Source organism: Pseudoalteromonas sp. SCSIO_11900 (genome assembly GCF_000576475.1).
In the GTDB taxonomy this organism is placed as follows: domain Bacteria; phylum Pseudomonadota; class Gammaproteobacteria; order Enterobacterales; family Alteromonadaceae; genus Pseudoalteromonas; species Pseudoalteromonas tetraodonis.
In genome coordinates this window covers 1,541,078-1,566,961 of sequence record NZ_KK070023.1, presented here as the reverse complement: position 1 = coordinate 1,566,961, position 25,884 = coordinate 1,541,078, and the positions used below count along the sequence as shown (strand labels likewise).

Annotated in this window: 21 protein-coding genes, 1 tRNA gene and 1 pseudogene; 4 read left to right on the top strand and 19 right to left on the bottom strand. The window is 41.9% G+C overall.

Annotation, left to right across the window (positions count from 1 at the left end):
* From BG00_RS07230 to BG00_RS07220, 3 genes and pseudogenes are all read right to left on the bottom strand, one after another.
* A pseudogene (locus BG00_RS07230) lies at positions 1-221 on the bottom strand (NADPH:quinone reductase); the annotation flags it as partial.
* Positions 222-267: 46 nt separating this feature from the next.
* Positions 268-1,275: a zinc-dependent alcohol dehydrogenase family protein gene (locus BG00_RS07225; RefSeq protein WP_036981544.1), complete on the bottom strand. Its 1,008-nt coding sequence runs from the start codon at positions 1,273-1,275 to the stop codon at positions 268-270.
* A 74-nt stretch (positions 1,276-1,349) separates the two neighbouring features.
* On the bottom strand, positions 1,350-2,108 hold the full coding sequence (locus tag BG00_RS07220; protein WP_036981543.1) for an SDR family oxidoreductase: 759 nt from the start codon (positions 2,106-2,108) through the stop codon (positions 1,350-1,352).
* 159 nt (positions 2,109-2,267) lie between these two features.
* Here BG00_RS07220 and BG00_RS07215 point away from each other — a divergent pair, with 159 nt between their 5' ends.
* The gene (locus BG00_RS07215; RefSeq protein ID WP_036983391.1) at positions 2,268-3,161 is read left to right on the top strand and encodes a LysR family transcriptional regulator; all 894 of its coding nucleotides are present in this window, start codon (positions 2,268-2,270) and stop codon (positions 3,159-3,161) included.
* A gap of 517 nt (positions 3,162-3,678) precedes the next feature.
* Here BG00_RS07215 and BG00_RS07210 read toward each other — a convergent pair.
* Positions 3,679-4,893, bottom strand: coding sequence for a type II toxin-antitoxin system HipA family toxin (locus BG00_RS07210; RefSeq protein ID WP_036981542.1), 1,215 nt, complete (start codon positions 4,891-4,893; stop codon positions 3,679-3,681).
* Entirely contained in the window at positions 4,886-5,206 is a 321-nt protein-coding gene (locus BG00_RS07205; protein WP_036981541.1) for a helix-turn-helix domain-containing protein, read from the bottom strand. Before BG00_RS07205 ends, BG00_RS07210 begins: the two co-directional genes overlap by 8 nt.
* A gap of 906 nt (positions 5,207-6,112) precedes the next feature.
* On the opposite strand from BG00_RS07205, the gene BG00_RS07200 reads away from it, so the two are divergent.
* On the top strand, positions 6,113-8,770 hold the full coding sequence (locus BG00_RS07200) for an ATP-binding protein (protein ID WP_036981540.1): 2,658 nt from the start codon (positions 6,113-6,115) through the stop codon (positions 8,768-8,770).
* A gap of 3 nt (positions 8,771-8,773) precedes the next feature.
* On the opposite strand, the gene rimI is transcribed toward BG00_RS07200, so the two are convergent.
* From rimI to guaB, 5 genes are all read right to left on the bottom strand, one after another.
* Positions 8,774-9,238, bottom strand: a complete 465-nt coding sequence (gene rimI, locus BG00_RS07195) for a ribosomal protein S18-alanine N-acetyltransferase (RefSeq protein WP_036981539.1) — start codon at positions 9,236-9,238, stop codon at positions 8,774-8,776.
* Complete coding sequence (locus tag BG00_RS07190) at positions 9,225-9,509, bottom strand: hypothetical protein (protein WP_036981538.1); 285 nt, start codon at positions 9,507-9,509, stop codon at positions 9,225-9,227. Before BG00_RS07190 ends, rimI begins: the two co-directional genes overlap by 14 nt.
* A 63-nt stretch (positions 9,510-9,572) precedes the next feature.
* A tRNA-Trp gene (locus tag BG00_RS07185) sits at positions 9,573-9,649 on the bottom strand.
* Positions 9,650-9,794: 145 nt separating this feature from the next.
* Complete coding sequence (gene guaA / locus BG00_RS07180) at positions 9,795-11,372, bottom strand: glutamine-hydrolyzing GMP synthase (protein WP_036981535.1); 1,578 nt, start codon at positions 11,370-11,372, stop codon at positions 9,795-9,797.
* A gap of 106 nt (positions 11,373-11,478) precedes the next feature.
* The gene (gene guaB / locus BG00_RS07175; protein ID WP_036981532.1) at positions 11,479-12,948 is read right to left on the bottom strand and encodes an IMP dehydrogenase; all 1,470 of its coding nucleotides are present in this window, start codon (positions 12,946-12,948) and stop codon (positions 11,479-11,481) included.
* 134 nt (positions 12,949-13,082) lie between these two features.
* Here guaB and xseA point away from each other — a divergent pair, with 134 nt between their 5' ends.
* Positions 13,083-14,417: an exodeoxyribonuclease VII large subunit gene (gene xseA, locus BG00_RS07170; RefSeq protein ID WP_036981529.1), complete on the top strand. Its 1,335-nt coding sequence runs from the start codon at positions 13,083-13,085 to the stop codon at positions 14,415-14,417.
* 15 nt (positions 14,418-14,432) lie between these two features.
* Here the strand turns inward: xseA and BG00_RS07165 are convergent, their stop codons facing one another.
* The 3 genes from BG00_RS07165 to BG00_RS07155 all read right to left on the bottom strand — a co-directional run bounded on the left by BG00_RS07165 (position 14,433) and on the right by BG00_RS07155 (position 19,027).
* Positions 14,433-15,056: a hypothetical protein gene (locus BG00_RS07165; RefSeq protein WP_253861355.1), complete on the bottom strand. Its 624-nt coding sequence runs from the start codon at positions 15,054-15,056 to the stop codon at positions 14,433-14,435.
* Positions 15,057-15,094: 38 nt separating this feature from the next.
* Complete coding sequence (gene cysE / locus BG00_RS07160) at positions 15,095-15,913, bottom strand: serine O-acetyltransferase (protein ID WP_010387694.1); 819 nt, start codon at positions 15,911-15,913, stop codon at positions 15,095-15,097.
* Positions 15,914-16,144: 231 nt separating this feature from the next.
* On the bottom strand, positions 16,145-19,027 hold the full coding sequence (locus tag BG00_RS07155) for a M16 family metallopeptidase (RefSeq protein ID WP_036981524.1): 2,883 nt from the start codon (positions 19,025-19,027) through the stop codon (positions 16,145-16,147).
* Between the two features lie 240 nt (positions 19,028-19,267).
* On the opposite strand from BG00_RS07155, the gene BG00_RS07150 reads away from it, so the two are divergent.
* A complete protein-coding gene (locus BG00_RS07150; protein WP_036981522.1) occupies positions 19,268-20,224 on the top strand; it encodes a methylenetetrahydrofolate reductase in 957 nt (318 codons plus the stop codon).
* A gap of 498 nt (positions 20,225-20,722) precedes the next feature.
* On the opposite strand, the gene BG00_RS07145 is transcribed toward BG00_RS07150, so the two are convergent.
* The 6 genes from BG00_RS07145 to gltX form a co-directional block, all read right to left on the bottom strand.
* Entirely contained in the window at positions 20,723-20,992 is a 270-nt protein-coding gene (locus BG00_RS07145; protein WP_005464459.1) for a Txe/YoeB family addiction module toxin, read from the bottom strand.
* A complete protein-coding gene (locus BG00_RS07140) occupies positions 20,985-21,239 on the bottom strand; it encodes a type II toxin-antitoxin system Phd/YefM family antitoxin (RefSeq protein ID WP_005526636.1) in 255 nt (84 codons plus the stop codon). The genes BG00_RS07145 and BG00_RS07140 overlap by 8 nt, the downstream gene beginning before the upstream one ends.
* Before the next feature lie 168 nt (positions 21,240-21,407).
* On the bottom strand, positions 21,408-21,845 hold the full coding sequence (locus BG00_RS07135) for a hypothetical protein (protein WP_150111312.1): 438 nt from the start codon (positions 21,843-21,845) through the stop codon (positions 21,408-21,410).
* Between the two features lie 300 nt (positions 21,846-22,145).
* Positions 22,146-23,393: a DEAD/DEAH box helicase gene (locus tag BG00_RS07130; RefSeq protein ID WP_036981514.1), complete on the bottom strand. Its 1,248-nt coding sequence runs from the start codon at positions 23,391-23,393 to the stop codon at positions 22,146-22,148.
* A gap of 91 nt (positions 23,394-23,484) precedes the next feature.
* Positions 23,485-24,189 carry a DUF3581 domain-containing protein gene (locus BG00_RS07125; protein ID WP_036981512.1) on the bottom strand — a complete coding sequence of 235 codons (705 nt, stop codon included), beginning with the start codon at positions 24,187-24,189 and terminating at the stop codon, positions 23,485-23,487.
* Positions 24,190-24,382: 193 nt separating this feature from the next.
* Positions 24,383-25,867, bottom strand: coding sequence for a glutamate--tRNA ligase (gene gltX / locus BG00_RS07120; protein WP_008111109.1), 1,485 nt, complete (start codon positions 25,865-25,867; stop codon positions 24,383-24,385).
* Between the last annotated feature and the right edge of the window lie 17 nt (positions 25,868-25,884).

The following is a 25,884-nucleotide window of genomic DNA, read 5'->3' as shown; positions in this document are numbered from 1 at the left end:
ATTCCGGATGCTTCATAGCCGATTCGCGAAGGGAAGTCAGCCTTTTCTATATAGCTGCCTCGCCTAAACATAGCATCAGCACGATTGAGCCCAACAACTTTGACCGCAATACGTACATCAGTGGCCTGCAAACTTGGACTCGCCAGCGAGTCAATAGTTAATACCTCGGGGCCACCTAGTTCATGGAAACGAACAGTTCGAATTAGTTTTCTTGGGCTCATATGCATCCTCAACTATGACTTTTTAAGTAATTACAACAATGACTTTTTAAGCAATTACATCAATAACTACTTTACCCATGGACCCCAACTCTACAGCATTATGTGCATCCATTGCCGTGTCAAGGGAGAAGCGTAACGGATCGAGTATTGGCTTAATTTGTCCAGCTTCAACGAGAGCCGTAATTTGCCGCAGAATGTCACCATGATGTTTGCGCCCCTCTCCGCTGAGCTGTGGGTGTAACACAAAAATCGCTGACAATGTTGCAGAGCGTAATGACGACGGTGCCAGGTTATGTGAGCTGAATGCAGCACAACTTAAAATATGTCCATAATGTGCAATGATACCTAATGAGGCATCGAGTACAGAGCCACCGACAGTGTCGTAAATGATATCGAATCCTTTGCCTTGGGTGTATGTGTCCACGTAGTCAGCAGGGCTTACAGTGTGATAATCAATCGGCGTGGCACCAAGCGCCTTGAGCAGTTGTTGTTTTCCAGTCGATGCAGTGGCATAAACGTCGGCACCTAAGGCCTTAGCAATTTGCACAGCTACATGCCCAACTCCGCCAGCTCCACCTTGGATAAGGACTTTCTGGCCCGCTTTAACATTCGCCTTGTCAACCAAACCTTCCCAAGCGGTAAGTGTAACCAGAGGTAAAGCCGCAGCTTCACGCATGGACAAATTTTTCGGTTTGAGAGCAAGTAACTCAGCATCTACGTTGGCATATTCAGCCAATGATCCTTGCAATCCTCGCACTCCGCCAGTCAGACCATAAACTGCATCGCCTACTGCAAAGTCGGTGACGCCGTCGCCGATAGCAACAATTTCTCCAGCTAAATCGGTGCCAAGTACTGCGGGTAATTCCGGCATGGCATAAGGAGCGATACCTTGGCGGATCTTGTAATCAATAGGATTGACGCCACTTGCAAATATTTTTACTTGCACCTGACCTGCTGATGGAGAGGGTAAGTTAATCAGGGCATCCCGGAGTACTGTACCCTCTTCATAGCTATCTAATATCAAAGCACGCATTTGTCTGTTTAACGCTGTCATCAATAACCTCACAAACTGAATATTCAGCGGGTGGTTAAATCACCCGCTGGTTAATAGGTCTTTTATTAAACGAATTAAAACTCTTGAACAGTTGGGCGCAGAACAATCTCGTTTATATCCACATCCGCAGGCTGTTCAATTGCGTATGCGATAGCACGAGCAACAGAGTCAGATGGAATTTCATTTTGCTGATAAAAATCTTTTACAAAGGCTGCACCCTGAGTATCTGAACTTCCATGTTTTAAATCAGATTCGACTGCACCTGGTGAAATGATTGTTGAACGAATTTTACCCCCAACTTCATGGCGCAAGCCTTCGGCAATAGCGCGAACAGCGAATTTGGTTCCGCTATAAACCGTGCCGCCGGGACTGAATACTTTGACACCCGCTACGGATGAAATATTGATAAAGTGGCCTGTTCCCTGAGCCTGAAAGATCGGAAGCGCTGCGGCTACTCCATACAGCAGACCTTTAACGTTGATGTCAATCATGCGATCCCATTCGTCAACTCGAGTCTCAGCTAACGGTGCAATCGCCATTAACCCTGCATTATTGATAACCACATCAACTTTACCGAAGCGCTCTTGTGCAAGATTTACAAGGGCCTTCACTTCGTCCTGGCTAGTCACATCTGTCGCTTGAACCGCAACTTTTCCGCCTGCTGAGCGAATGTCAGCAGCAATAGCTTCAAGCTTGTCGATGCGTCGGGCACCTAACACTACTGACGCACCAAGACTAGCCAGATATCTTGCTGTTGTTTCGCCTAAACCGCTGCTACCACCGGTGATAACAACGACTTTACTGCTGATGTTGTTTGCTAAAACACTGCTCATAGTTAATATCCTCAAATCAGTTGAATGAATGACTCTGTCTAAATAACAATCAAATTATTACTTACCTTCAGAAATTAATAAATGGAAAAGTTTTAATTTCACAATTCCTAAAAATGGAATAGTATTAATGTATTCATATCAAAACTGAATGTGACTGTGATGCTTAACAGATTAGAAATGCTCCGGATATTTTGTACTGCTGCTGAGTCTAGCAGCTTTAAAGAAGCGGCTAACCGTCTGGGAATTTCTCCTCAGGCAGTGACACGAGCAGTGAAAGAGTTAGAGCGATTGCAAGGGGAGCTTTTATTTCATCGAAATACTCGACACATACAAGTGACTCTAGTTGGAGAAAAATTTGCTGTGATAGCAAAAGAACGCCTGCGCGCTGTAGATGAATTGTTTCAAACAAGCGCCCCTAACTCGGGTAATGAATTACAAGGGCGGGTTCGTATCGCAGCGCCTGTTGGTTTTGGTCATAAATGCTTAATGCCAGTATTACTGGAACTCTCAACAATACATCCTCAACTGGATATAGACCTGACACTCAGTGACGAGCGCGTGGATGTAGTTGACGAAAAAATAGATATTGGGATTCGTATCGGCTTCATGAGAGATAGCCGATTTATTGCCCGCCAGCTCACCAAAATTAATATGTATGTCGTGGCTTCGCGTGAGTTAATAAATAAAGTGGGAAAGCCTGCGTCTATTGAAGATCTAAACCACTTGCCGGCTACAGGGTTAGTAGATCGCAATACGGGAAAGCTTTGGCCATGGATTTTTTCCATGGACAGACAGTGGACCCCATCCATAACACGTTTTCGAAGTGCCGACACCGAAGCTGAATTAATGGCTATACAAAATGGACTGGGGTTTGCTCAAATTCCTGACTTTTTGGTCCAAGACTTATTACGCCAAGAGAAACTGGTGAGAGTGTTAGAAGAGGCCGAGCCTGTGCCTTGGGATTTATATATTTATCGCCCTCAACGTGGTCCAGTACCACCACGTATTCGATTGGTTTTTGATCACTTGGTGTCAAGATTGAGTGGCCGCTAATGGCACATAAGTAATATTCATAAAGTGCGAATACTACATTAGCTCACTTTACTGCAAAAACCGTAACCAATGTCTTCATTGAGTCACCAGGAATCATAACAAAGTGCATTTTGCTACCAACATGCTGCCATGTTCTGAATCGTCGGAACAGGATTCACATCAAATGCGCCTGCCAAGCCCTGAACTTACTTGTTTTTCGCGAACGGACAAGAAGAGCTTGCCACAAACGGCTTTGATACCACTATTGAGCCATCACTTCGTAAGATGTTAGAAAAGGGGTTACCTGGTGCGCTACTGCTGTCATCTGCATTCTCCTGAAAATCAATGTAAAGCTATCATCGCCTGATTCATCACTTGTTGATGGTCAATTTGTTCAGAAGATCAGCCGTATAAAAACACTGGTATCATTATTCAGTTTACCAAACGTCCAATTTTCGGCGCAAAGCGCCGTAAATTAGCGTGAAGTTAAACCATCATTACGACAAACATCGATATTCACACTCTAGCTTCCAGAAATTCAGCGTAGCGGTATACTTCGTAAGTGCATTTCGATGGCTTCAATCACTGACTTAGTGAGGGGTAAATGCGCTTTTTCTTTCGCCCATACCTCATGGAAGCCTGCTACAGTTTGCTTTGCAGTATCTAACACCAATTTTTCTGGCAACATGGCTTTAGCCGCTAAGTGTGATAGCTCATCCAGCGTGAAATCGCTGAATCTCTTGCTACGGCTCACCTTCAGCGATGCACTATCATCGGGGATATAAGGAATGGTTGAAACGAAGTCATAAGCAGGCGCAATAGACGCTGTGCGCTTATCTTTGTAGATCACAGACCAATTCTTCAAATGCATATCAGCATTACCAATTAGAGTATTGAACACCAATCGGCGAGTAAATTCAGCAATGTCTTCGTCTTGCCCTTCAATACCGATAACATGAGCAATATTGCGCATACTGGCTTTTTTGTATTTATCTTGAGGATAAACACCAAACACTTGCGCAAAGTCCTCAATGTGAACAGCTTGACCATCTGCACGGTCAAAACGCTTAATCACAAACGCACTGTCACCAAATTTGCCAATGCCATTTGGGATATTAGCAATTCGATTAATAGGGAGTAGCTGCGTTTCTGGCACGTCCATTCCCAACATTCGAGCCAGTTCCATCATCGAATATTCATTTTCTGGCACAGCTTCAAATCGAGACGACGGCAATTTTACAATCCAAGAACCACCTTGACCGGTTGCTGGGATCGTCAAACCGCCATTTGCCTGCTGCACAGCTGAAAACTTCAACTGCACTCCCGCCAATGAAAAACGCATTGGCCCATCTGTTTTCGTTTCATCTTCTATGTCTTGATGCACATTAGGTGGTAAGGCTTCACCATCCGCAGGCTCAACCGTGATCGCGCCTGCCAAATCCTGTCCCAGTACCCACAATAGAAAAAACTCCCGCGCTGGATTAACACCGGCACGCTCTGCCAGGTAATTTCGCATGGTTTCTTCTGGCAAAAGGTTAGAGAAAAACGGGGTTAACTTGGTTTGGGTCGGTTTGAAGCTAGTCAGCAAGCCACCTAGCGAATCTTTAAAGCCAAGCCCTAACACAGGCCGTGATTCGTCATTAATGTACGAATCCATAAAGGCAAAAATCGTTCTGTCATTGCCCACGTTGGTGATCGTTGCAATGGGTTCACCGTAAAGCAAAACGTTGAGCGTAGAGACATGGTTAGTCATCGTCGTCTTCCTCTAACTGATAGGCGGGCGACATTCGCTCACCCTCGTCGCTGATGCCGTTAATACCTTGTCCACTTCGAATGATCGACTTGATGGCAGGTACAGATTTTTTAGGCGCAACCAATAGCTCTAGGTCTAGTACACGGGCAAGTGCAATCAAACTGGATATTCTTAAATCAACACTGCCAGACTCGATTTTCGAAATATGGCTTTGAGGCACCCCCGAACGAGCACTTAACTCTCTCTGGCTAAACCCCTTTCGTACCCGGGCTTCTCGAAGACTTTCTAGTATCTGCTCTGTTACATAGCTCATTTCGATACGCCTTAATGCATCACTTAAGAATAATTATATACAAAAACATATCACAGTAACTCAAATAACACAAATTCGATTAGCCATTACATATCAAAAGCCATGAACTGATACATAATTATATATAAGTAGAAGGAGATTTTTGTCATCGACAAAAGAGCGATACTCTCGCTGATAATCGCGAACTGACGCATCAAACTCCCTAAGTACTTTTGTCGCTCAGCTCATATACAGCAAGGTCTAAAGAAGAACTCGCGTCAACCCCAGTAACGACAAGGCCTACAGCCAGGTTTGTGTCATGGAATTTTCGCCAAAGACCTCTAAAATGGAATTTGTACTCAAGTTTGTACACACTTTCCGAGGTTACGCTTGAACATCATTGAAAAGCAAAGAAACGAGAAAAAGACAAAAAGCCTTTAAATTCAGTACGTAGAGATGTGATTGTGGTGTGCAATGAAAGGTGGTTTTATGCGTTGAAAGGCTGGGCGGCATCAGGATGCGAGATGATCGCAAAGGTACGGCGTTTATTAATTTCGCTAAGGAGATTTTGGTCTGCCATTAAAAAGGTTCTTTTTGTTGATATACGGATGTATTTGTATTTTAGTATGCTGAGCTTTCAAGGCTAAAAACAAGCTAACCTAGAAAGCGCAACATACCCCAACAAGAACCCAAATTAGCTCTTGTGACGCTATCCGTAAAGTTAATCGTAATTGAAGACTACCTTCGCTGATCTTGGCGCTATAAACAATCAATGGTTAGTTATTAACGGATCTTTTTTAAGTTTGGTGTTTTCAGCGATTATTAACAATAACGCTATAAATTGCCCACTAACTTAACACCAAGCTTGAGTAATAGTGCTGTAAATCATACTATTGGTCGATTAAATGGAGGATTTGATGTTGGGTAATGAAAACCAGTAAGCTAAGTATTCGATTATTATGGTATATAACTCCACTGGTTATACTGCCGTTGTTATTTTTAGGTGGGTTTACGCTCACTAATGTAACTAACTCTACGCAAAAACAAGCTGACTTGATCATGAGTCGCTTTGTAGAGCAACAACAGCAAAAAGTATTCAACTATATAGACTCTTTTCATGCAACGGCTAAGTTACTCTCTGCCTCACCGGTACTAAGTGACTTTTTAGCTAAAGATTTATTTGAAGACGCCAGCTATACCTATCGCCTTGGCGCGTTAATGGATGTATTTGCCAGTTACAGTGAAGCCTACCCTGATATTATTAGTATTAATTTAGTCTCAAAAACCGGTGAAAGTGATGCCTATTACTCCAGTAATTTAACTGTCGCGCCAAAGTCTTATCCGTTTTTTGATCAAGTTAAACAAAGTAATTTAAGCCAGCAGCAGTTTATGGTGCAAAAAGAAGATGGCACCACCAACTTATATTTTGTGCAACGCATATACAGCGTTGACTACTATTTAAAACGCCCACAACAACTTGGTTTTATTGTCCTTAAGGTCGAACCTTCGATTTTAAACACCAGTATTTTAGAAGCCCCTTATAACAATACCTTAAATTTACTACTCGCCAATGATGGTAAAATTTTATTTAGCTCTGATTATAAAATGCGTGGCCACTATGTTAGTGAGTATGAACTTAATAAAATTAATGACCTAGCTGATATTGGCAGCTTATCAACCATTGAGTTTTCGAGCGTTGATAAAGTAGAACGATTGATTTTTGCAGCCCAAATGAGTGGCGGCTACTATTATGTGTCGACCATTCCTAAAGCGGTACTGTATCAATCAGGTAAAGCAATTAGTGTCATCACCGGGCTAATTGTAATTATTTCTGTGATCACCCTACCGATCTTAATTTTTATTGTGGTACGCAATTTACTGCTTAACCCAATTGAATTACTAGGTGAAGCAAGTCATCGCGTTGGTGATGGCGACCTCTCAGTCACACTGCCTGCTTATACTACCGATGAGGTAGGCATACTGTTTAACGACTTTAATCACATGATTAACCAAATTAAGCATTATCAGCAGCAACTAGAAGAATATAAGCATCATTTAGAAGATAAAGTAGAGAGTCGTACTAAGGCACTTGAATCAATGAATAGTAAGCTTGAAACCGCCATCGCCCAAGCAGAACAAGCAAACCAGCTTAAAAGCCGCTTTTTAGCCAATATGAGTCATGAAATTCGCACTCCGCTTACAGCTATTATGGGATTTACAGAGCAACTACTGCATAGCGAAAAAGCAACTAATGACAAACATCATTTAGGCACTATTCTACGTAATTCAAAACATTTGTTAGAGCTTATTAATAACATTCTCGATTTATCAAAAATTGAAGCCGAAAAACTGGCGGTTGAGCAAACGCCGTTAAATGTTGTACAACTTATTCATGATGTTGAATCAATCATTAAACCTTTAGCGCAAGAGAAACAGCTGTCATTTACGATTAATTATTCGCTACCTTTGCCGCATACGATAAATAGTGACGTTACTCGTTTAAAACAAATACTGATTAATATTGCCAGTAACGCAGTTAAATTTACTGAGCAAGGCCAAGTAACAATTACGGCAAAGTTTCAAGCACCAAAAATTCTTACATTTATAGTTGAAGACACCGGTATAGGCATGTCGGCAAACCAAATAAGTCGATTATTTACGCCATTTGAACAAGCTGATGCCACAACCACACGCCGATTTGGTGGTACAGGATTAGGGCTATGTATTTCAAAAAATTTGGCTCAACTGCTCGGTGGCGATGTCAGCGTAACCAGTGAAGTGGGTGTGGGTAGTTGCTTTACTATCGATATAGATTGCCATTTAGGTAATGGGCTTAGTAGTAACCTTTTTTTGACTGAACACTCTCAGCTATCACCCGAAAAAGACCCGCAACTTTCTTTTGCAACCAATAACTTTGATGCGCATATTTTAGTGGCAGAAGATAACCCCGATAATCAGTTGCTGATAAAATTACTCCTTCAAACATGGGGGTTAGAGCCTGATATAGCCAATAATGGCGCACAAGCAGTAGAAATGGCACTAGTGAACGACTATCAGCTTATAATCATGGATATGCAAATGCCGGTTATGGGCGGCTTAGAAGCAACTAAAATGCTCAGAGATGCCGCCTACGATGGCCCAATTATCGCCCTGACCGCAAATGTCATGAACCATGATATAGATACTTACCTTAAAGCAGGCTGTAACAAAGCGCTGGGTAAACCCATTGATAAAGACGCACTAGAAAATGTATTAGTCAGCTATTTACACCTTGAACGCGATAATCAAAATAAGTGGGATAGCTTATTAAAAAGTGAGAAATTTCAGCAAATAAATGCTAATTATTTGGCAAGTTTACCTGATTACTTAAAGCAGATAAAAACCCTTTATAACAACCAAGATTGCGAAACACTACGCGCACTTGCCCACAGTATTAAGGGCAGTGCTGGTTGCTTTAACTTTGATGATATTTACCATAGCGCATCAGCGCTTGAGCAAAGTTTAAAAGGCAATGATATGACTCAAAGAGAAAAACGCGTTGTAGAACTCATTACAGCAATAGAACAAGCCATCGCTAATAAGTAATCATTAAAAATTTAAACCCAGTGCCATGCCCATTAAAATCGCATCTTCAAAGCCATTTTTATTGGGCGCATCGCTGGGGTAATAATTTTTACGCACAGACATTTCAGTAAAGCCTGCGCGTTCATACAAAGCAATCGCCCGCGTATTAGACTCTCTCACTTCTAAAAATAAGTTTTCGGCACTATGTTGCTCGCCATACGCTATAAACTGCGTTAATAACTGCTTAGCAAATCCTTGTCCCTGAAAGATCGGGGCGACACAAATGTCCATTAAGGTAAAATCGGGCCCTGCTTTTTCACCAATGTAAAAGCCTATCATTTGTTCATCATCGAACGCAGCTAAATTAAAATAGCGGCCCTGCAAACACGACTGCATTGTTTTTAACGTCCAAGGGTGTGTATGACAGGCATTTTCAATGGCCATCAGCTCATTGATATTATCATCGGTAACCGACTTAAAGTGTATCAAGGTGTTCACTCATTAAAGCCCATAACGCACGTTTTTGCGCACAGGTTAGGTTTGAATCAGGCAGGCCTAATTGTTGCTCACTAAACTCAATGATTGGCGATTTAACAATTGAGTTTATTGTTACAGGCGCAAAGGCACGCTCAATATCATTTTTTAATGTATCACAGAGTATTAACGATGAAGTCGCTGACAACCCAGCTTGAGCTGGGCGAAAGTGTTGATTAAGTTCAAGCTTTTCTATACCAAAAACAGATGCGTAACGTGAATGCATAACAACTCGATGGATTAGTAAGAGAATAATATAGGAAGTAATCAAAACAATGTAAAGAAGAGATGGCAGGGGCGGAGAGATTCGAACTCCCAACCGTCGGTTTTGGAGACCGCTGTTCTACCAATTGGAACTACGCCCCTGCAATGACGATGAATTATAAAGACCTTTTGACAAAGGTAAAGTAAAAAATCAACTTTTTGGTTTGTTTGCTTTTTAAATAAACAAAACGGCGAATTAGCATGCTAATTCGCCGTTAGTTATTACGAAATTACAGTAACGGGAGGATTATTCCCATTCGATAGTGGCAGGTGGTTTACCTGAAATATCGTAAACAACACGAGAGATACCGTCGATTTCGTTAATGATACGGTTTGAAACCACACCTAAGAATTCATACGGTAAATGTGACCAACGCGCAGTCATAAAGTCGATGGTTTCTACACAACGAAGTGAAACAACCCAATCATACTTACGTGCATCGCCCATAACCCCTACCGACTTAACCGGTAAGAATACAGTAAACGCTTGGCTTACTTTATGATAAAGCTCTGCTTTGTGAAGCTCTTCAATGAAGATAGCATCTGCGCGGCGAAGTAAGTCACAGTACTCTTTTTTGATTTCGCCAAGTACACGCACACCTAAACCTGGCCCTGGGAATGGGTGACGGTAAAGCATGTCGTACGGTAAACCTAGCTCTAAACCAATTTTACGTACTTCATCTTTAAATAACTCACGTAATGGCTCTACTAAGCCCATTTGCATATCATCTGGTAAGCCGCCCACATTATGGTGCGATTTAATTACGTGTGCTTTACCAGTCGCTGAAGCTGCTGATTCGATTACGTCAGGGTAAATTGTACCTTGACCTAACCATTTTGCGTTTTTAAGCTTTTTGGCTTGCTCATCAAATACATTAATAAACGTGTGGCCAATGGCTTTACGCTTATCTTCTGGGTCTGATTTACCTGCTAAGTCATTTAAAAATTGGTCTTCGGCATCTACTTTAACAATGTTTAAACCAAACTTATTGCCAAACATGTCCATTACTTGCTGGCCTTCGTTTAAACGAAGTAGCCCGTTATCAACAAATACACAGGTTAGTCGCTCACCAATAGCACGGTGAATAAGCATAGCCACAACCGATGAATCTACACCGCCTGATAAGCCTAAAATAACTTCGTCGTCACCTACAGTTTCTTTGATACGTTCAATGGCGTCATCAATTATTTTTGCCGGCGTCCATAATTTTTCACAACCACAAATATCAATAACAAAACGCTCTAGTAAACGTTGACCTTGATGTGTGTGCGTTACTTCTGGGTGAAATTGTACACCGTAAAAGCGCTTTTCTTCGTTAGACATTGCCGCATGCGGGCAGGTAGATGTTTTAGCTGTGGTTTTAAACGTATCTGGAATTTCCATTACTTTATCACCGTGGCTCATCCACACATCTAGTACGCCATTGCCGCCATCAGTAATATGATCTTCAATGGCATCAAATAATGCACAGTTACCCACTTTTTCAACTTGTGCGTAACCAAATTCTTTTTTATCTGAACTATGTACACTGCCGCCAAGCTGCGTTGCCATAGTTTGCATGCCGTAACAAATACCAAGTACTGGAACGCCTGCATTGAATACATACTCAGGAGCACGCGGGCTATTTTCAAGCGTGGTTGATTCTGGGCCACCAGAAAGGATAATACCTTGTGGGTTAAACTCGCGAATTTGCTCTTCGGTTACATCCCAAGCCCAAAGCTCACAATAAACACCAATTTCGCGCACGCGACGGGCGATTAACTGCGTGTATTGTGAACCAAAATCTAAAATGAGGATTCGTGAATCGTGAATGTCTTTGCTCATGAAGTATCTCGTAAAGTCAGGTGCTAAACGCCACCAGCTAAAGCTGCGTGACTATATTAGGGCTAACAAAGGTTAGCCCACTTTTTTTCAAGTTGTTAAAGGCTGATTAGCCTAAACGGTAGTTCGGTGCTTCTTTAGTGATTTGCACATCATGAACATGCGACTCACCCATACCAGCAGAAGTTACACGTACAAACTGTGGTTTAGTGTTTAGCTCTTCGATTGTGGCACAACCGGTTAAGCCCATTGCACTGCGAAGACCACCCACTTGTTGGTGAATAATGGTTGCAATTGGCCCTTTGTAAGCTACACGACCTTCAATACCTTCTGGTACTAACTTGTCAGCTTGGTTTGATTTTTGGAAGTAGCGATCTGATGACCCTTCTTTTTGATCCATCGCACCTAGGCTACCCATACCACGGTAAGACTTGTAGTAACGACCTTGATAAAGCTCCACTTCACCTGGCGCTTCTTCAGTACCCGCTAGCATAGAGCCAACCATTACACACGATGCACCCGCAACCAATGCTTTTACAATATCACCAGAAAAACGAATACCGCCATCAGCAATCACTGGAATATCACGGCCTTTAAGGCCTTCAACCGCATCAGAAATAGCTGTTATTTGTGGTACACCACAACCGGTAACAATACGTGTAGTACAAATAGAACCTGGGCCGATACCAACTTTAACAGCATCAACACCGGCATCTGCAAGGGCAATAGCACCTTCGGCAGTTGCCACGTTACCCGCAACAATTTGTAAATCAGGGTAAGCTTGACGAGTCGCTGCAACACGGTCAATAACACCTTGTGAGTGACCATGAGAAGTATCGATTAGTAGTACATCAACACCGGCTTCAACTAATGCTGCAATACGCTCATCAGTACCTGCGCCAACACCTACCGCAGCACCTACACGTAAACGACCTTGCTCGTCTTTACATGCATCTGGTTTGTCTTGTGCTTTTTGGTAATCTTTTACGGTGATCATGCCTTTAAGTTTAAACGCATCATCAACCACAAGAATCTTCTCAATGCGGTGTTCGTGCATTAAGCTTAAGATATCTTCGCGAGCCGCTCCCTCTTTAACCGTTACTAGGTTTTCTTTTTTCGTCATCACTGTTGAAACCGGCTGTTCAAGCTTAGTTTCAAAGCGCATATCACGACTAGTTACAATACCTACAAGGTTATTTTCGCTATCGGTGACCGGAAAACCTGAGAATCCCTTTTCCTGAGACAGCTCAACGGCATCTGCAATTGTCAGATCGGCAGTTACTGTAACAGGGTATGAAACAATACCCGCTTCATAGGTTTTAACTTTACGAACATTTTTCGCTTGTTCTGCAATGGTCATATTTTTATGAATAAAACCAAGACCACCTTCCTGCGCGAGGGCAATAGCTAAACGAGCTTCTGTAACAGTATCCATAGATGCTGAAATGAGCGGCAAGTTAAGTTTGATACCACGCGTTAAGCGAGTTGAAATATTTGCCGTATGTGGCAAAACAGTAGAATGACCAGGTACTAAAAGTACGTCATCAAAGGTAAGAGCTTCTTTAGCGATTCTAAGCATTTTGGCAACTTCTCACATGTGGATCTAAGATAAGGAATTGCGGCCAAATTTTAACAGCGTTGTGGGCACTAGTAAATAATATTTTGTATTTATTTATGATAAGCTAGATTTATAAATGTTTTTTGGTAGTTTTTATGTTTTCTAAGCCCTCGCAAACGGTTTATACCGTATCTCGCCTTAATCATGAAATACGTGCCTTACTTGAACAAGGTTTTGCGTCTTTAGTACTCACTGGTGAAATTTCTAACTTTATTGCGCCTGCTTCTGGGCATTGGTATTTTTCGTTAAAAGACGATAAAGCGCAAATTAAAGCCGCCATGTGGCGAGGCAATAATCGCAACCAAAGTTACCGACCAATTAACGGCGCACAAGTAACCGTTAAAGCACGTGTATCTTTGTACGAACCCCGTGGTGACTACCAGCTTATTGTTGAACATATGGAGCCTGCCGGCGAAGGGCAACTTAAGCAAGAGTTTGACGCGCTAAAAATGCGTTTGGCTGCAGAGGGCTTATTTAGCTCCGCCTATAAAAAACCCCTACCCCAAAACATAAATCGCATAGGGGTTATCACCTCACCTACAGGCGCCGCAATCAAAGATATTTTAACCGTACTAAAACGTCGTGCTCCGCAATTAGAAATCGTTATTTACCCTGCGATGGTGCAAGGCAAAGAAGCGCATGGCCATTTGATAAATCAAATAGAGCTGGCAAATTTACGTAATGAGGTCGACGTTATCATTCTCGGACGCGGTGGTGGTTCATTAGAGGATTTATGGTGCTTTAACCATGAACAACTTGCTCGTGCTATTTATCAAAGCTCGCTGCCCATTGTGAGCGCTGTTGGCCATGAAATAGATACCACAATTAGCGATTATGTCGCTGATGTACGCGCCGCAACCCCTTCTGCAGCCGCAGAGCTCGTAAGCCCCAATACACAAGAGCTACATAATAGGGTTAATCAGTTAATTAATCGTTTAGCGAATGCATTTAAACACGACATTGCCGATAAACGCGCACAAGCCATACAGTTGCAGCATCGCTTAAATTTATGTCACCCGCGCAATCAGCTAAACCAAAAATCACAACGCTTAGATGAGTTGAGTATTGCACTGCAACAGGCAATTCGTCAGCGTTTATATCAACAAGAACGCGTGTTAGCTAATTTAACACCCAGACTAATGCGCCAATCACCAGATAAAAAGCTAGCAAATGCAAACCATCAGTTAGCACAGCTCCATACAAGGTTACACCAAGCGATGCAGCAGCAACTGCAACAAGCAAATAACACCCTTGCCTTACAGGCGAGTCGGCTTGATTCGGTTAGCCCACTTAATGTATTGGCGCGCGGTTACAGCATAACGAAAACGGCGCAAAATAAAGTGGTTAAATCAGTGGAAGATGTAAAAGTGGGTGATGTGTTGACCACTGAGTTAGTAGATGGTCAGGTTATTTCAAAGGTAGAAGCTTAGCCATATTGCTAAGCGCTAGCCTTGTGTACTAACAGTAAACTCAATACGGGCATCGTTAGATTGAGATGCACTGAGTTTAAATTGCTGCCACCAAGGTTCAAGGTGAAGCTTATCGTTTAGCTCGCGCCATAATTTAGCTCCATAATTAACGGCATGTTGGTTTATGGTAAGCTCAAACTTACAAATTGTTTGCTTACACTTTAGCGCTGTAAGCTCAGCGCTATCTGCAAACTCATTAATAATTAAAAAGTCAGTTAACGCGACTTCAAGCTCGTAACTCCATTCGAGATTATCAGCCTCTTGCTCAAACTGTATTGCGAGCTCATCATCAAGCTCTACACTTTCTAATTGATTTAGCTTTAGCTGTTGTTGAGATTGCTTAAGCTGGATTGATTTTTTTTCAAGCTGCTGATTAAGCTCAACCACATGTTGTGCTAGCTGAGTTTGCTGATCAGCCGCATGGGCTTTATTAACCTGCACTAAACCTTGCAAAGTAGTTGCTTGATTATTGACTTGAGTGCTAGCCGAAGAGATTACTGGTTGTTTGGGCGCTGAGGAAACACGTGTGGAATCTTTAAAAAACAAAAAGTAACCACTTGCTAATGCCACGCCTGAAGAAAAACAGAGCAGCATAGCCATAAGGTTACTTTTATATATCATTTCTAGGTACTCAAAAATTAAAGCATTGCACTGGTGTGCGATTCGTTTTCTGGCTCGGGATATTCTAAAAAGTTTTGGTTCATACTTTCTGCCGGGCACTCGCAATCAGGACGACCAATAATTTTTGCAGGTACGCCAACAGCAGTTGTGTGAGGCGGCACAGGGCTTAGTACCACAGAGCCTGCACCAATACGTGCGCCCTCGCCCACTTCAATATTACCCAACACTTTAGCGCCCGCACCAATAAGTACGCCCGCTCTAATTTTAGGGTGGCGATCGCCTTGCTCGTTACCCGTACCACCTAATGTAACCGATTGTAATATAGATACATTATCTTCAATCACGGCAGTTTCGCCAATTACAATACCGGTAGCATGGTCAAACATAATGCCTTGGCCGACTTTACAGGCAGGGTGAATATCAACCCCAAACACCTCTGAAGTACGGCTTTGAATAAAGCGCGCAAGCTCTTTGCGATTTTGTTGCCATAAGCAATTTGCTAAACGATGCGCTTGTATGGCGTGAAACCCTTTTAAATTTAAAATCACGGTAAGGTAGGTTTCGGCCGCAGGGTCACGATCTTTTACCGCTTTAATATCATGAGCAACATGTGTCAGCATGCGGTCACACTTTACAAAGGCTTGGTCAAACAACTCACGGATTGTAAAAGCAGAAACCACAGCATCAGCTAGTTTATTAGCAACAATAAAACTCAATGCCGACCCTAAGCATTCGTGATTTAAAATACACGAATACACATGGCTCGCTAAAAGGGGTTCACGAGTTACTACTTCATTTGCTTCGCTACGAAGCTGTTGCCAAATTTCATGACGCATAATAATGCCTTAAGTTATTACAAAGAGCCTAAGGCCAATTCTAACGGATTTAGCCGCCTAGGTGTTAATGCCTTCGTTATTTGTTCTGGTTATTATATATAACCAGTTAAATTTCAGGCTTATATTACTTTTTTCAAGTCATGTCATATGACAGCTATGCAGATTTAACCATTTATAAAATGCCCCAATGCTTACGACACAGGGGCATTTTTTTATATTTAAGAACTTAAATTATTGAAATACTTTATCTACCTTTACTACTTCAATATTTTTTGCAGGAATTGCCAGTTTATAATCAGCAATTACCTTATCTTCAGCCACTAACTCGGCAGGCTTATCGGTGTTATACACCATAGGCGAGGTTTGCATAGTTGCTAAACGTTTTTGCATATCTTCACCATCACCGGTAACAAACACATAGTGAATATTCTCAGTTTGTAGGTTGTCTTTAATCACGCGATTTACATCGTCAACAGTCAATGTTTTCAGTTTGCTTGTGACATAGTTTACAAAGCTATCGGTGTTATAAAACTCGCTATCTAGCGCATAACCTAACTGACGATTTTGACTAGCAACCATTTGTGGCACAAAGTTAATTAAAAAGTTACGTGTGGCTTCAAAATCAGCCTCGGTCATACCATTTTTAATTAGCTTATCTAGCTCAAATAATGCGGTACGGGTTGCAAAATGCGCATCGTTGTTTGAGCGCAGTGGACGCAGCCACACTTGGAATATTTGCTCCGAGCGCCCTAAGTTTGCATCCGGTTTAGTTTGAAACATACCTCTAGGGAAGTATTCAATGTAGGCGTAATCACCGTAATTCATACCACGCGTTTGACGAATACGTTCGTACAAGTAACTGTTAGAACTGCGATGCTCACCAAAGTACGAACGCACTAGCCACAATGCAGTCCAGTCTTCGCTGCTACGAATGGTATCAATAGGAAACCCGAACGACACAGCCGTTGATTGCGCTGACTTTTCAACAATCGTTGCATGATGACCTTTAAGCTCTGGCGCATCAGGGATTGTTAAGCGGCTTTGTTCGCCTTTAGGGAGCGTCGCTAGGTCAGCTAACATTTGTGCTTTAAGTTTTTCAGGCACGGCACCAATTAAACCCACAGTAAGTTTAGCTTGTGTAAGTTCAGCATTATAAAACGCTTTAACATCATCAAGAGTAAGCGCTTCTAAATCTGATAAGTCACCGTAGTTATAGCTTTCATAAGGGTGCCCCCTATAAAGCACGCTGTAGAGCACTTCTTTACCCAACTCTTCATCATTAGAGGCTTTTAAACCTGATTTAATGCCATCGATCATTTCTTTTTTCAGACGTTTAAAGTCATCTTCTCTAAAGCCTGGGTTTAGAAGCTGCTCACTCACTAAAGCATACCACTGAGCAGCATTATCTTTATGAATACGCCCTTGGAACGACAGCATTTCTTTATCTATTTGATAACCAAAACTACCCGCCAGCGGGTACATTGCCTTTTTAATCTCTTTGTAACTCATTGAGGTTGAGCCACCTTGCGCCAGCATTGCGGCAGTGAGTGCCGCCACGCCTTTTTTACCCTGCGGATCGGCAGCGGCACCGGTATTAAATAATAAGTTAATATCGATTAACGGCGAGCTATTAGTTTTATCAAGCACGTTAAAGATAGGCTTACTCGGTGCTTGCTGATATTTTGCTACCAAGGCATCTAAATCGCTTTCTTGTTCAAAACCAGGGGCTTTATCAAGTGCCGACATAGTAATTGTGGTGCGCGCATTATCAACAAAGTACTTATTGGCAATGGCTCTAATATCTTCGCTAGTGATATTGTCTGCCGATTTATACAGTTGGTTAATTACCTCAGGATCGCGCTCAAAATGCATATAGCTGGCAAGGGTAGAGGCAATTGCTTGCGACGAATCTAAACCATTTATAAAGCTGTATTTAAGATTAGACTTTAAATCGCTGAGCTTTTGGCTATCAACCAACTCGGTACGCGCTTTGGCATAAGTACGGTTAATGGCATCACGCACTGTAGCTAAGTCATCAGCATTTTCAACTTTTACAAATACATGCAGTAACCCTGGATCTTTAGTTTCAGGGTTGTAGGTAAACATTTGACTCGCGATTTGTTTTTCTACTACCAGCTCTTGGTAAATATCTGAATTGCTCGAAAAGTAAAGCTGCGACAGTAAATCTAATGCGGCTCGGTCTTTTTTCTGAGGCTCCCATGCGGCCCCTTTATACGACACAAGTAACCAATGGCCAGGTAATCCCTCGTTTTGCTCATGCACATATTTTGGCGCTTGCTGAGTTGGCTCTTTAGGAATATCAGCAACATAGTCGCCTTTTTGCCAGTTACCCCAATGTTTTTTAACCATCGCCATGGTCTCTTTTGGATCAACATCACCAACAATCACAAGCGATACATATTCAGGCTTATAAAACTTATCAAAAAACTCTTTACCGTAGGCCATTTGATCTGGCATGGCTTCAATGTCTTCAAAAAAGCCCATTGTAGTGTGTTTATAGGTATGTTTTTCGAACGCTTCTTGGCGTACCGCACTTAATAATTTACGAATTGGACTGGCATTATTTTTTAAGTACTCGCCTTTAACCGTTAGCGCTTCGGTTCTAAATTGCTCTTCGGTGTAGCTTAAGTTTTGAAAAATATCCGCTTCAATCTCAAGTACTTTATCAAGATGCTGCTTTGAAAAATTTAAGTGGTAGTTAGTGTAATCGTTAGTTGTGTAGGCGCGGTTATCAACTCCAGAATTTTTTAAAATATCTGAATACACATCTTGCGGAAACTTTTCAGAGCCTTTAAACATCATGTGTTCAAAAAAGTGAGCAAAACCAGTTTTACCTGCTTCCACTTCATTACGCGAGCCAACAGATACAGGTATTTGTAGCGATACTACATCTGGGTAATCGGTTTTAACTACCATCACACGTAGGCCGTTATCTAGCTCTTCTATTAGGTAATCTTGTGAAAAAACACGCTCATCTGCTTTATTAACTTGTTCTTGTTGAGCTGCTGTTTGCGTGTTTTGGTTTTGCTGCATAGCACAACCTGTTAAGGCCAGCGATACCGCTAGGCTAGTTGCCAATAATTTAAATTTCATTGTTATCCCTTTTTAAATTGAGCAATTTTTAAAACATTTACCAAACTAAGTATGCCGTAAAGTAATTAAATATAAGAGCCCTAAGCCTATTAATTATGTAAACAACTGTGTCAGTTATTAGGGTTTAACTATGAAAATAATTCACGTTAGTTGAGAAACTTTCAACAAGTAAATCTATCTAGACGTCTAAATGGCTGATATATTAAATCCATCATCACAAATTAAGCTGGAATGAGGATTATGGCTTTATCACTTCAAGAAAAAATACAGGACACCAACCAAGGTGTTTACCTAATTGGCACAACACCGCCAAAAATTGGGACCGATAAAGCGCAATTAAAAGTCATTGCCGAAAAGTTATTAGGCCGTTTACACGAAATTGAATATGACGGTGTGATTATTTATGACATTCAAGATGAAAGCAGCCGTACAGAGCAAGCGCGTCCATTTGCATTTAAGCAAACAGTTGATCCGCGCGAGTACAGTCAACTCTTACGAGGCTTGTCTGAGCTTGATGTAATTACTTATAAAAGTGTAGCTCAGCGCGGTGTGAGTGAGTTTAAAGCGTGGTTAGATGAAACTAAAAATGACTACGATTTAAAAAACGTAGTGTTGGTGGGCAGCCCTTCATCAGCGGGTGATATAAAGCTGAGCTTACCGAATGCCTACAAAACACTGGCAGAGCAGTCTGAAGACTTCTTTTTAGGTGGTGTAACCATTGCTGAGCGCCATGCCAATAAGCGCAACGAGCACCAACGCTTAATAGAAAAAACAGCTCAAGGATGCCAGTTTTTTATCTCTCAAGCCGTTTACAACGCACAAGCAACTATAGATTTAATAACCAGTTATGCGCGCACATGCAAAGCACAAGGCCTGACACCTAATCGGATTATATTGACCTTTACGCCTTGTGGTGGTGAAAAAACCTTGGAGTTTATGCAGTGGCTAGGCATCTCAGTGCCAGAGGCTACTAAATGGCGCATGCTTGATTCGGAAAATACATTAAGCGAATCGGTGCGTATTTGTCGCGAAAACCTCGACTCAATTTTAAAAAGCTGTGCCCACTTAGGTGTGCCGCTGGGTTTAAATATTGAAAGCTTAACCAACCGTAAAGAAGAAATTGACGCGTCCATTAATTTATACCGATTATTAAAGGCAATCATGGAATTAAACCTAGCTGAAAAGCAAATTGCTTAGCTTCGGGGTTCGGGGTTCGGGGTTCGGGGTTCGGGCAACAATAATAAGCGACATCGAATAAGCCAGTTCAAGTAGTTAGCTTCATTTATTTTAATAAGTACTAACTTGATCTGCCAAGTTTGAACTGTAGGACTTTATCAAAGCTGAATTTCGCATTTGTGCCAACAGCGTATAAAAAGTGAATTTGAAAGCCTTTTGGGTGGCGCTTTCGGCTTAACCAACCTACATTTTGACGTAGGTCGGATAAGTGGCGGAGCCACGCCATCCACCAAAAATAATGAATTTACCAGAAACAGTCCAACTTACCGCGTTAACGTTACCAGTGACTGATTTGTGCCATGTCCGGACGTTCGTAACGCCCAATTAAGGTGTGAGCAACGCTACCACGAAACGAAACCATTATACCTTAAACACAAAACCCAACGATGGAATGAAAAATGCCAAGCGTTGGGAATCACTCTTAAATTGTTTGTTAGATGCCAGATCGCTGAACCTGGTTTAGTAGTGGTAACGACACGAAATTATCGTTATCGCTTGATCATCGACTGCGTAAACAAGCCTATTAGTGTCATCAATACGACGAGACCAAAAACCAGATAAGTTCTCTTTTAACGGCTCTGGTTTACCTATGCCCTCAAATGGAGAGCGCTTAACATCATTGATAAGTTTGTTAATGCGCTTGAGTGTTTTCTTGTCTTGAGTTTGCCAATACAGGTAGTCATCCCAAGCGTCATCAGTCCACGACAGTAAACGTTGACTACTACTCATCAATTAATTCTCGTGCTGTTGTTTTACCAGCACGGTACTGTGCTATTGAACGGTTTAGGTGTTCAGCGTTTTGAGGAGAGCGTAGTAAGTGAACTGTCTCCATAAGGCTATTGTAGTAGTCTAAAGACATAACCACAGCATCTTCAGAATCGCGGCGTGTAATAACTGTTGTATCAGCGTCATTAACTACACCGTCCAAAACAGCTTTGAGACCATTTCTAGCTTCAGTAAAAGATACAATTCTCATAAGAACCTCCACATGTACGTTTAATGGAACAAGTATAGTCTTCACCACTCCAGTTGTACAGTAAATTGAACATGCGATATTGATAAGACAGCTAACGCCTCAATAACCGGTGCGCGTTAGCGCATCCGGCGCCGTAGGCGCGAAGTTGATTGACTTGTTAGCTCTTGCTTATTCTCCACGACTATATCCGCAGCCACACGCCCCGCAAGAGCAAGATATCCAGAAGCACTTGTGGCATATATTACCTCTAGTTCCAGTCAATGATTTTCCACAGCTATAGCAATGTGCTTTCCTTCCCCAGTACGCCTTTATTACGCCACCTTGAACCGCTTGTATTAACTTTAATGTATCAGGACCTGGCTGTTCATGAATTCGTTTTAGCGTTGAGGAATAAAACTGCTTCCAGTTTTTGAAGCGCTTTAAGGCATCCTCAGTTTCTGGGCCTCTTGCTTGTGTAATTTTCTCTTTTACTATTGCCTTATCGAGTTTAACGGGCTCGTCAAAAGAGTAGGAGAATAGCGTAACGGTATCCGACTCAGAGGGCTGGATAGATTCGTCATAAACAAATAATGCTCTTCCAATTTTTCCTACCCAATACTCCGACATCGATAAATCCCCATAGAGAGCTAACATTTAATAGTGCGCTCATCGCGCATATTTCTGCCGACGCTACGCTCATTTTTCTACATTATATAGCTTTAACAAATTACCTAAAGTATTACTATCACTAAGTTTTCTAAAATTTCAGATAAATTTAAATAAACCAATATGCGCTCAGCGCTCAGCGCTCATTTTCATGAATATATGCGCAAAGAGCAGTTTAACCAATCAATTAACGACGATATTTAGCCAATCTCAATGACAGGTTATCGCTCTTAGCTGCCTGTTAGGTGAAGCCCTAAGCTTTTACTTGCGTCTTCTGTTAGGCGCTCTTTGCCCTGTAATACGTTTTTTATCGCGATCTTTACGCGCTTTGTTGGTGTTTTTGCGGTTATCTTTTGGTGGCTTATTTAAATCAGGTTCATAGCCTTCAAGCCATTGTGGTGTTAAGCGGGTATCAAGCAGTACTTCAATTTCTTCAAGCAGCCATTGCTCATCTAAGCTCACTAAAGACATAGCAAGGCCTTGCTCACCAGCTCGTCCTGTACGGCCAATACGATGCACATAATCTTCAGCTATGTATGGCAATTCAAAGTTAATTACGTATTTAAGTGCCGGTATGTCTAAACCGCGCGCCGCTACATCGGTGGCTACTAATACACGCGTACTGCCCTCTTTAAAGTTTTGTAATGCGCGATCGCGAGCACCCTGTGATTTATCACCATGAATAGATTCGGTTTTTAAACCATCTTTACACATTTCTTTGGCAAGCTTATCGGCCATTTGTTTAGTGCGGGTGAATATAAGCACTTGGCGCCAGTTTTTCATGCCAATCATGTGCGAGACCAGTTCGCGCTTTCTGTCTTCATCTACTGCGTAAATAACTTGTACAACCTCTACAGCAGCAGAGTTACGCTTATCAACTTCAATAAGCTCAGGGTCTTTGAGCAATTTTTTACTCAGCTCAAATACACTGTCATCAAAGGTGGCGGAAAACAGTAAGGTTTGACGATCGCCTGGGATGTGACGCAGTATTCGTCTAATTTCGTCAATAAAACCCATATCAAGCATACGGTCTGCTTCATCAAATACTAAAGAGTCCACGCTTGAAAGCACCACACTGCCCTTCACTATATGATCAAGTAAGCGCCCTGGCGTTGCCACTATTACCTGCGCTGTTTTAAGTGCTTTGATTTGTGGGCCAATGCTTGCGCCACCATAGGCAAGTGCACCTTTTATATCTGTACCTTGTGCGTATTTTTCAAAGCTTGCAAATACTTGCTGAGCAAGCTCCCTAGTGGGCGTTAAAATAACCACACGGGCAATGCCTGGTTCGTCTTTTTTAGCGGTATTTAAAAGCTTATGTAATAGCGGCAAAACAAAAGCGGCTGTTTTACCAGTACCAGTTTGAGCGCTGCCCATAACGTCTTTGCCCGCTAAAATTGGCGGTATCGTTTTGTGCTGAATGGCGGTAGGCGTAGTGTAATTATTTTGCTCTATTGCCGTTAATAGTAACGGGTCTAGGGCTAGTGATGAGAACGATGTGGCAGACATAAGCTTGGCTTTAAAATAACAAAGAACGCTATTATACCTGAGCTTAAGTAATAAAAAAGGCGCTAAATAGCGCCTAAGTAAAATGAAGTATTTAAGCCGGTTTTAATGTGGCTTTACGCTCATTATAAAATGCAATTAAATCATCTACGGTGCTTTGACAGTATTCACGAATACCCGATACCACCATGTGTTTTTCACCAAAACCCACCTTTTCGCCGTTTTCTAATAAATTAAAGCGCAAGGTTATTTTGCCGCGTTTACCAGCGTATTCAAAGCTTGGCTCTGCAAACTCAAGAGTCGGTGATTTAATATCAATGTTATTAAGGTTAATGATCATTGATTCATAAATAATCATAGGCCGCGCAGGATTTATCATTACCTCTTGCTTGCCCATTAAAGGAATAATTACATGCGGGAACGCAGCACCTGAGAACTCAACATAACTTTTTATTAAACTGTTTGTAAGTGTTGGGCATTTACTGGTTTTACCGTCGCGTTTAACCTTTAAAATTACTTTTTCGTCATGGTTTACATCAAACTCTTCTCCAGGTTGTTCTGGAAAATTTAGCTTGGTATTTTCATCAACCATACCGGCAAAGGTAAACTCCATTCGCTCACTAATGCCATAGCGGTCTAACACTAGAGAAAAAAGTAAGTCTCCTGGTGCGCAAAACTTTTTAGCGTCTTTATCATGAAGCGGGTTGTAGTCGTCGGCTACACATTTAGCAAAGCGACAACCTTGCTCACGAGAAATTGAAACATAATCAGCATGCTGCTGATAGTAAGGACTTAACATAGTGTGTTCACTGCTTAAACTGCTTATAACCTAGCCATACTACCAGAAAAAAAATCTTGAGAGGTCGAATCTGTTTAATAAAGGTTACAAATGGTTGTTTGTAATGGCCAAGCATATAATTTCGAGGCTTTTTAAACGTAAAAAGCCGCTTAAATTAAGCGGCTTTTAAATAGCTAACCTGCATTAGGATTAATTAAGCACTTGGATAATCGCGGTATGCGCGCTCTATCTTTTTAGCCTGCTTTTTAGAAATACCTAAATGAGCAAGCGCGACACGTAAACGTGCACGCGATAGGTCAGACCCTAAAATCTCCATTGCATCTAATACCGAGGTAGATGATGTTTTGCCGGTAATAGCCACAAATATAGGCTCTAAGAAGTCTTTAATTTTAAGCTCGTGGAAGGTGGCTACTTCTTTTGCAATTGCAAAAATAGCTGGTTTTTCAAAGCTACGTAAGCCTTCTAGCTGCCATACAAAAAATTGTAATGCTTGGCGAATAACATCTTCGTCAGCTTTACCGGCTGTTAGTAGCGCTGGATCGTAAGTCGGGATACCGCCTACAAAGTGCCCTGCTAAATCAACCATGTCAGAGAGCGTATTTATACGCGTTTTAGCTTCCGGTAATACTTTAGCAAGCATGTCGCCATTAAATTTCCAGTCAACAAAACGCTGCATTAGCTCTGCATCAGTTAAGTTTTCGCGGATCCACATACCGTTTAACCAGCTTAACTTGTCTACGTCGAATACTGGGCCCCCCAGCGATACACGCTTCATGTCAAAATGTTCAATCATTTCATTAAGGGTGAACTTTTCACGCTCATCAGGCATTGACCAACCCATACGGCCTAAGTAGTTTAGTACCGCTTCTGGTAGGTAACCCATTTCTTTGTAGTAATTAATAGACGTTGGGTTTTTACGCTTAGACAGTTTTGATTTATCTGGGTTACGCAGTAATGGTAAGTGACCTAATACGGGTGCTTCCCAACCAAAATCTTCATACAGTTTTAATAGCTTAGGCGCTGAGTTTATCCACTCTTCACCACGGAAAATATGGCTAATTTGCATGTGGTGATCATCCACCACATTAGCTAAAAAGTAAGTTGGAAAGCCATCCGCTTTTAATAGCACTTGCATGTCTACGTTTTCCCACGGGATCTCAATTTCGTCGCGTAGGTAATCGTTAAACTTAAAGGTACCTTCGCTTGGGATTTTCATACGAATAACGTACGGTTTACCAGCAGCTAGGTTTGCTTTAATTTCGTCTTCGGTATGGTTTAAGCCACGGCCATCATATTTAGGACGCAGACCTTCAGCCATTTGCTCTTCACGCATTTGGTCCAGTTCTTCGCTGGTTGCAAAACAATAAAATGCTTTACCGTCTTCAACTAACTGATGAGCGTATTTTTTATATAAATCACTGCGCTCAGATTGACGGTATGGACCAAACTCACCACCAACATCAGGACCATGATCCCACTCAAGGCCTAACCAGCGTAAGCTATCCATGATGGCTTGTTCAGATTCTGGTGTGCTGCGAACTTGGTCAGTATCTTCAATACGAAGTACAAATTCACCGCCTTGCTGTTTAGCAAAACAGTAGTTAAATAAGGCAATGTAAGCGGTGCCAAGATGCGGGTCACCTGTTGGCGACGGAGCAACACGGGTACGAATTGTCATGGTAATGTCTCTTTTAA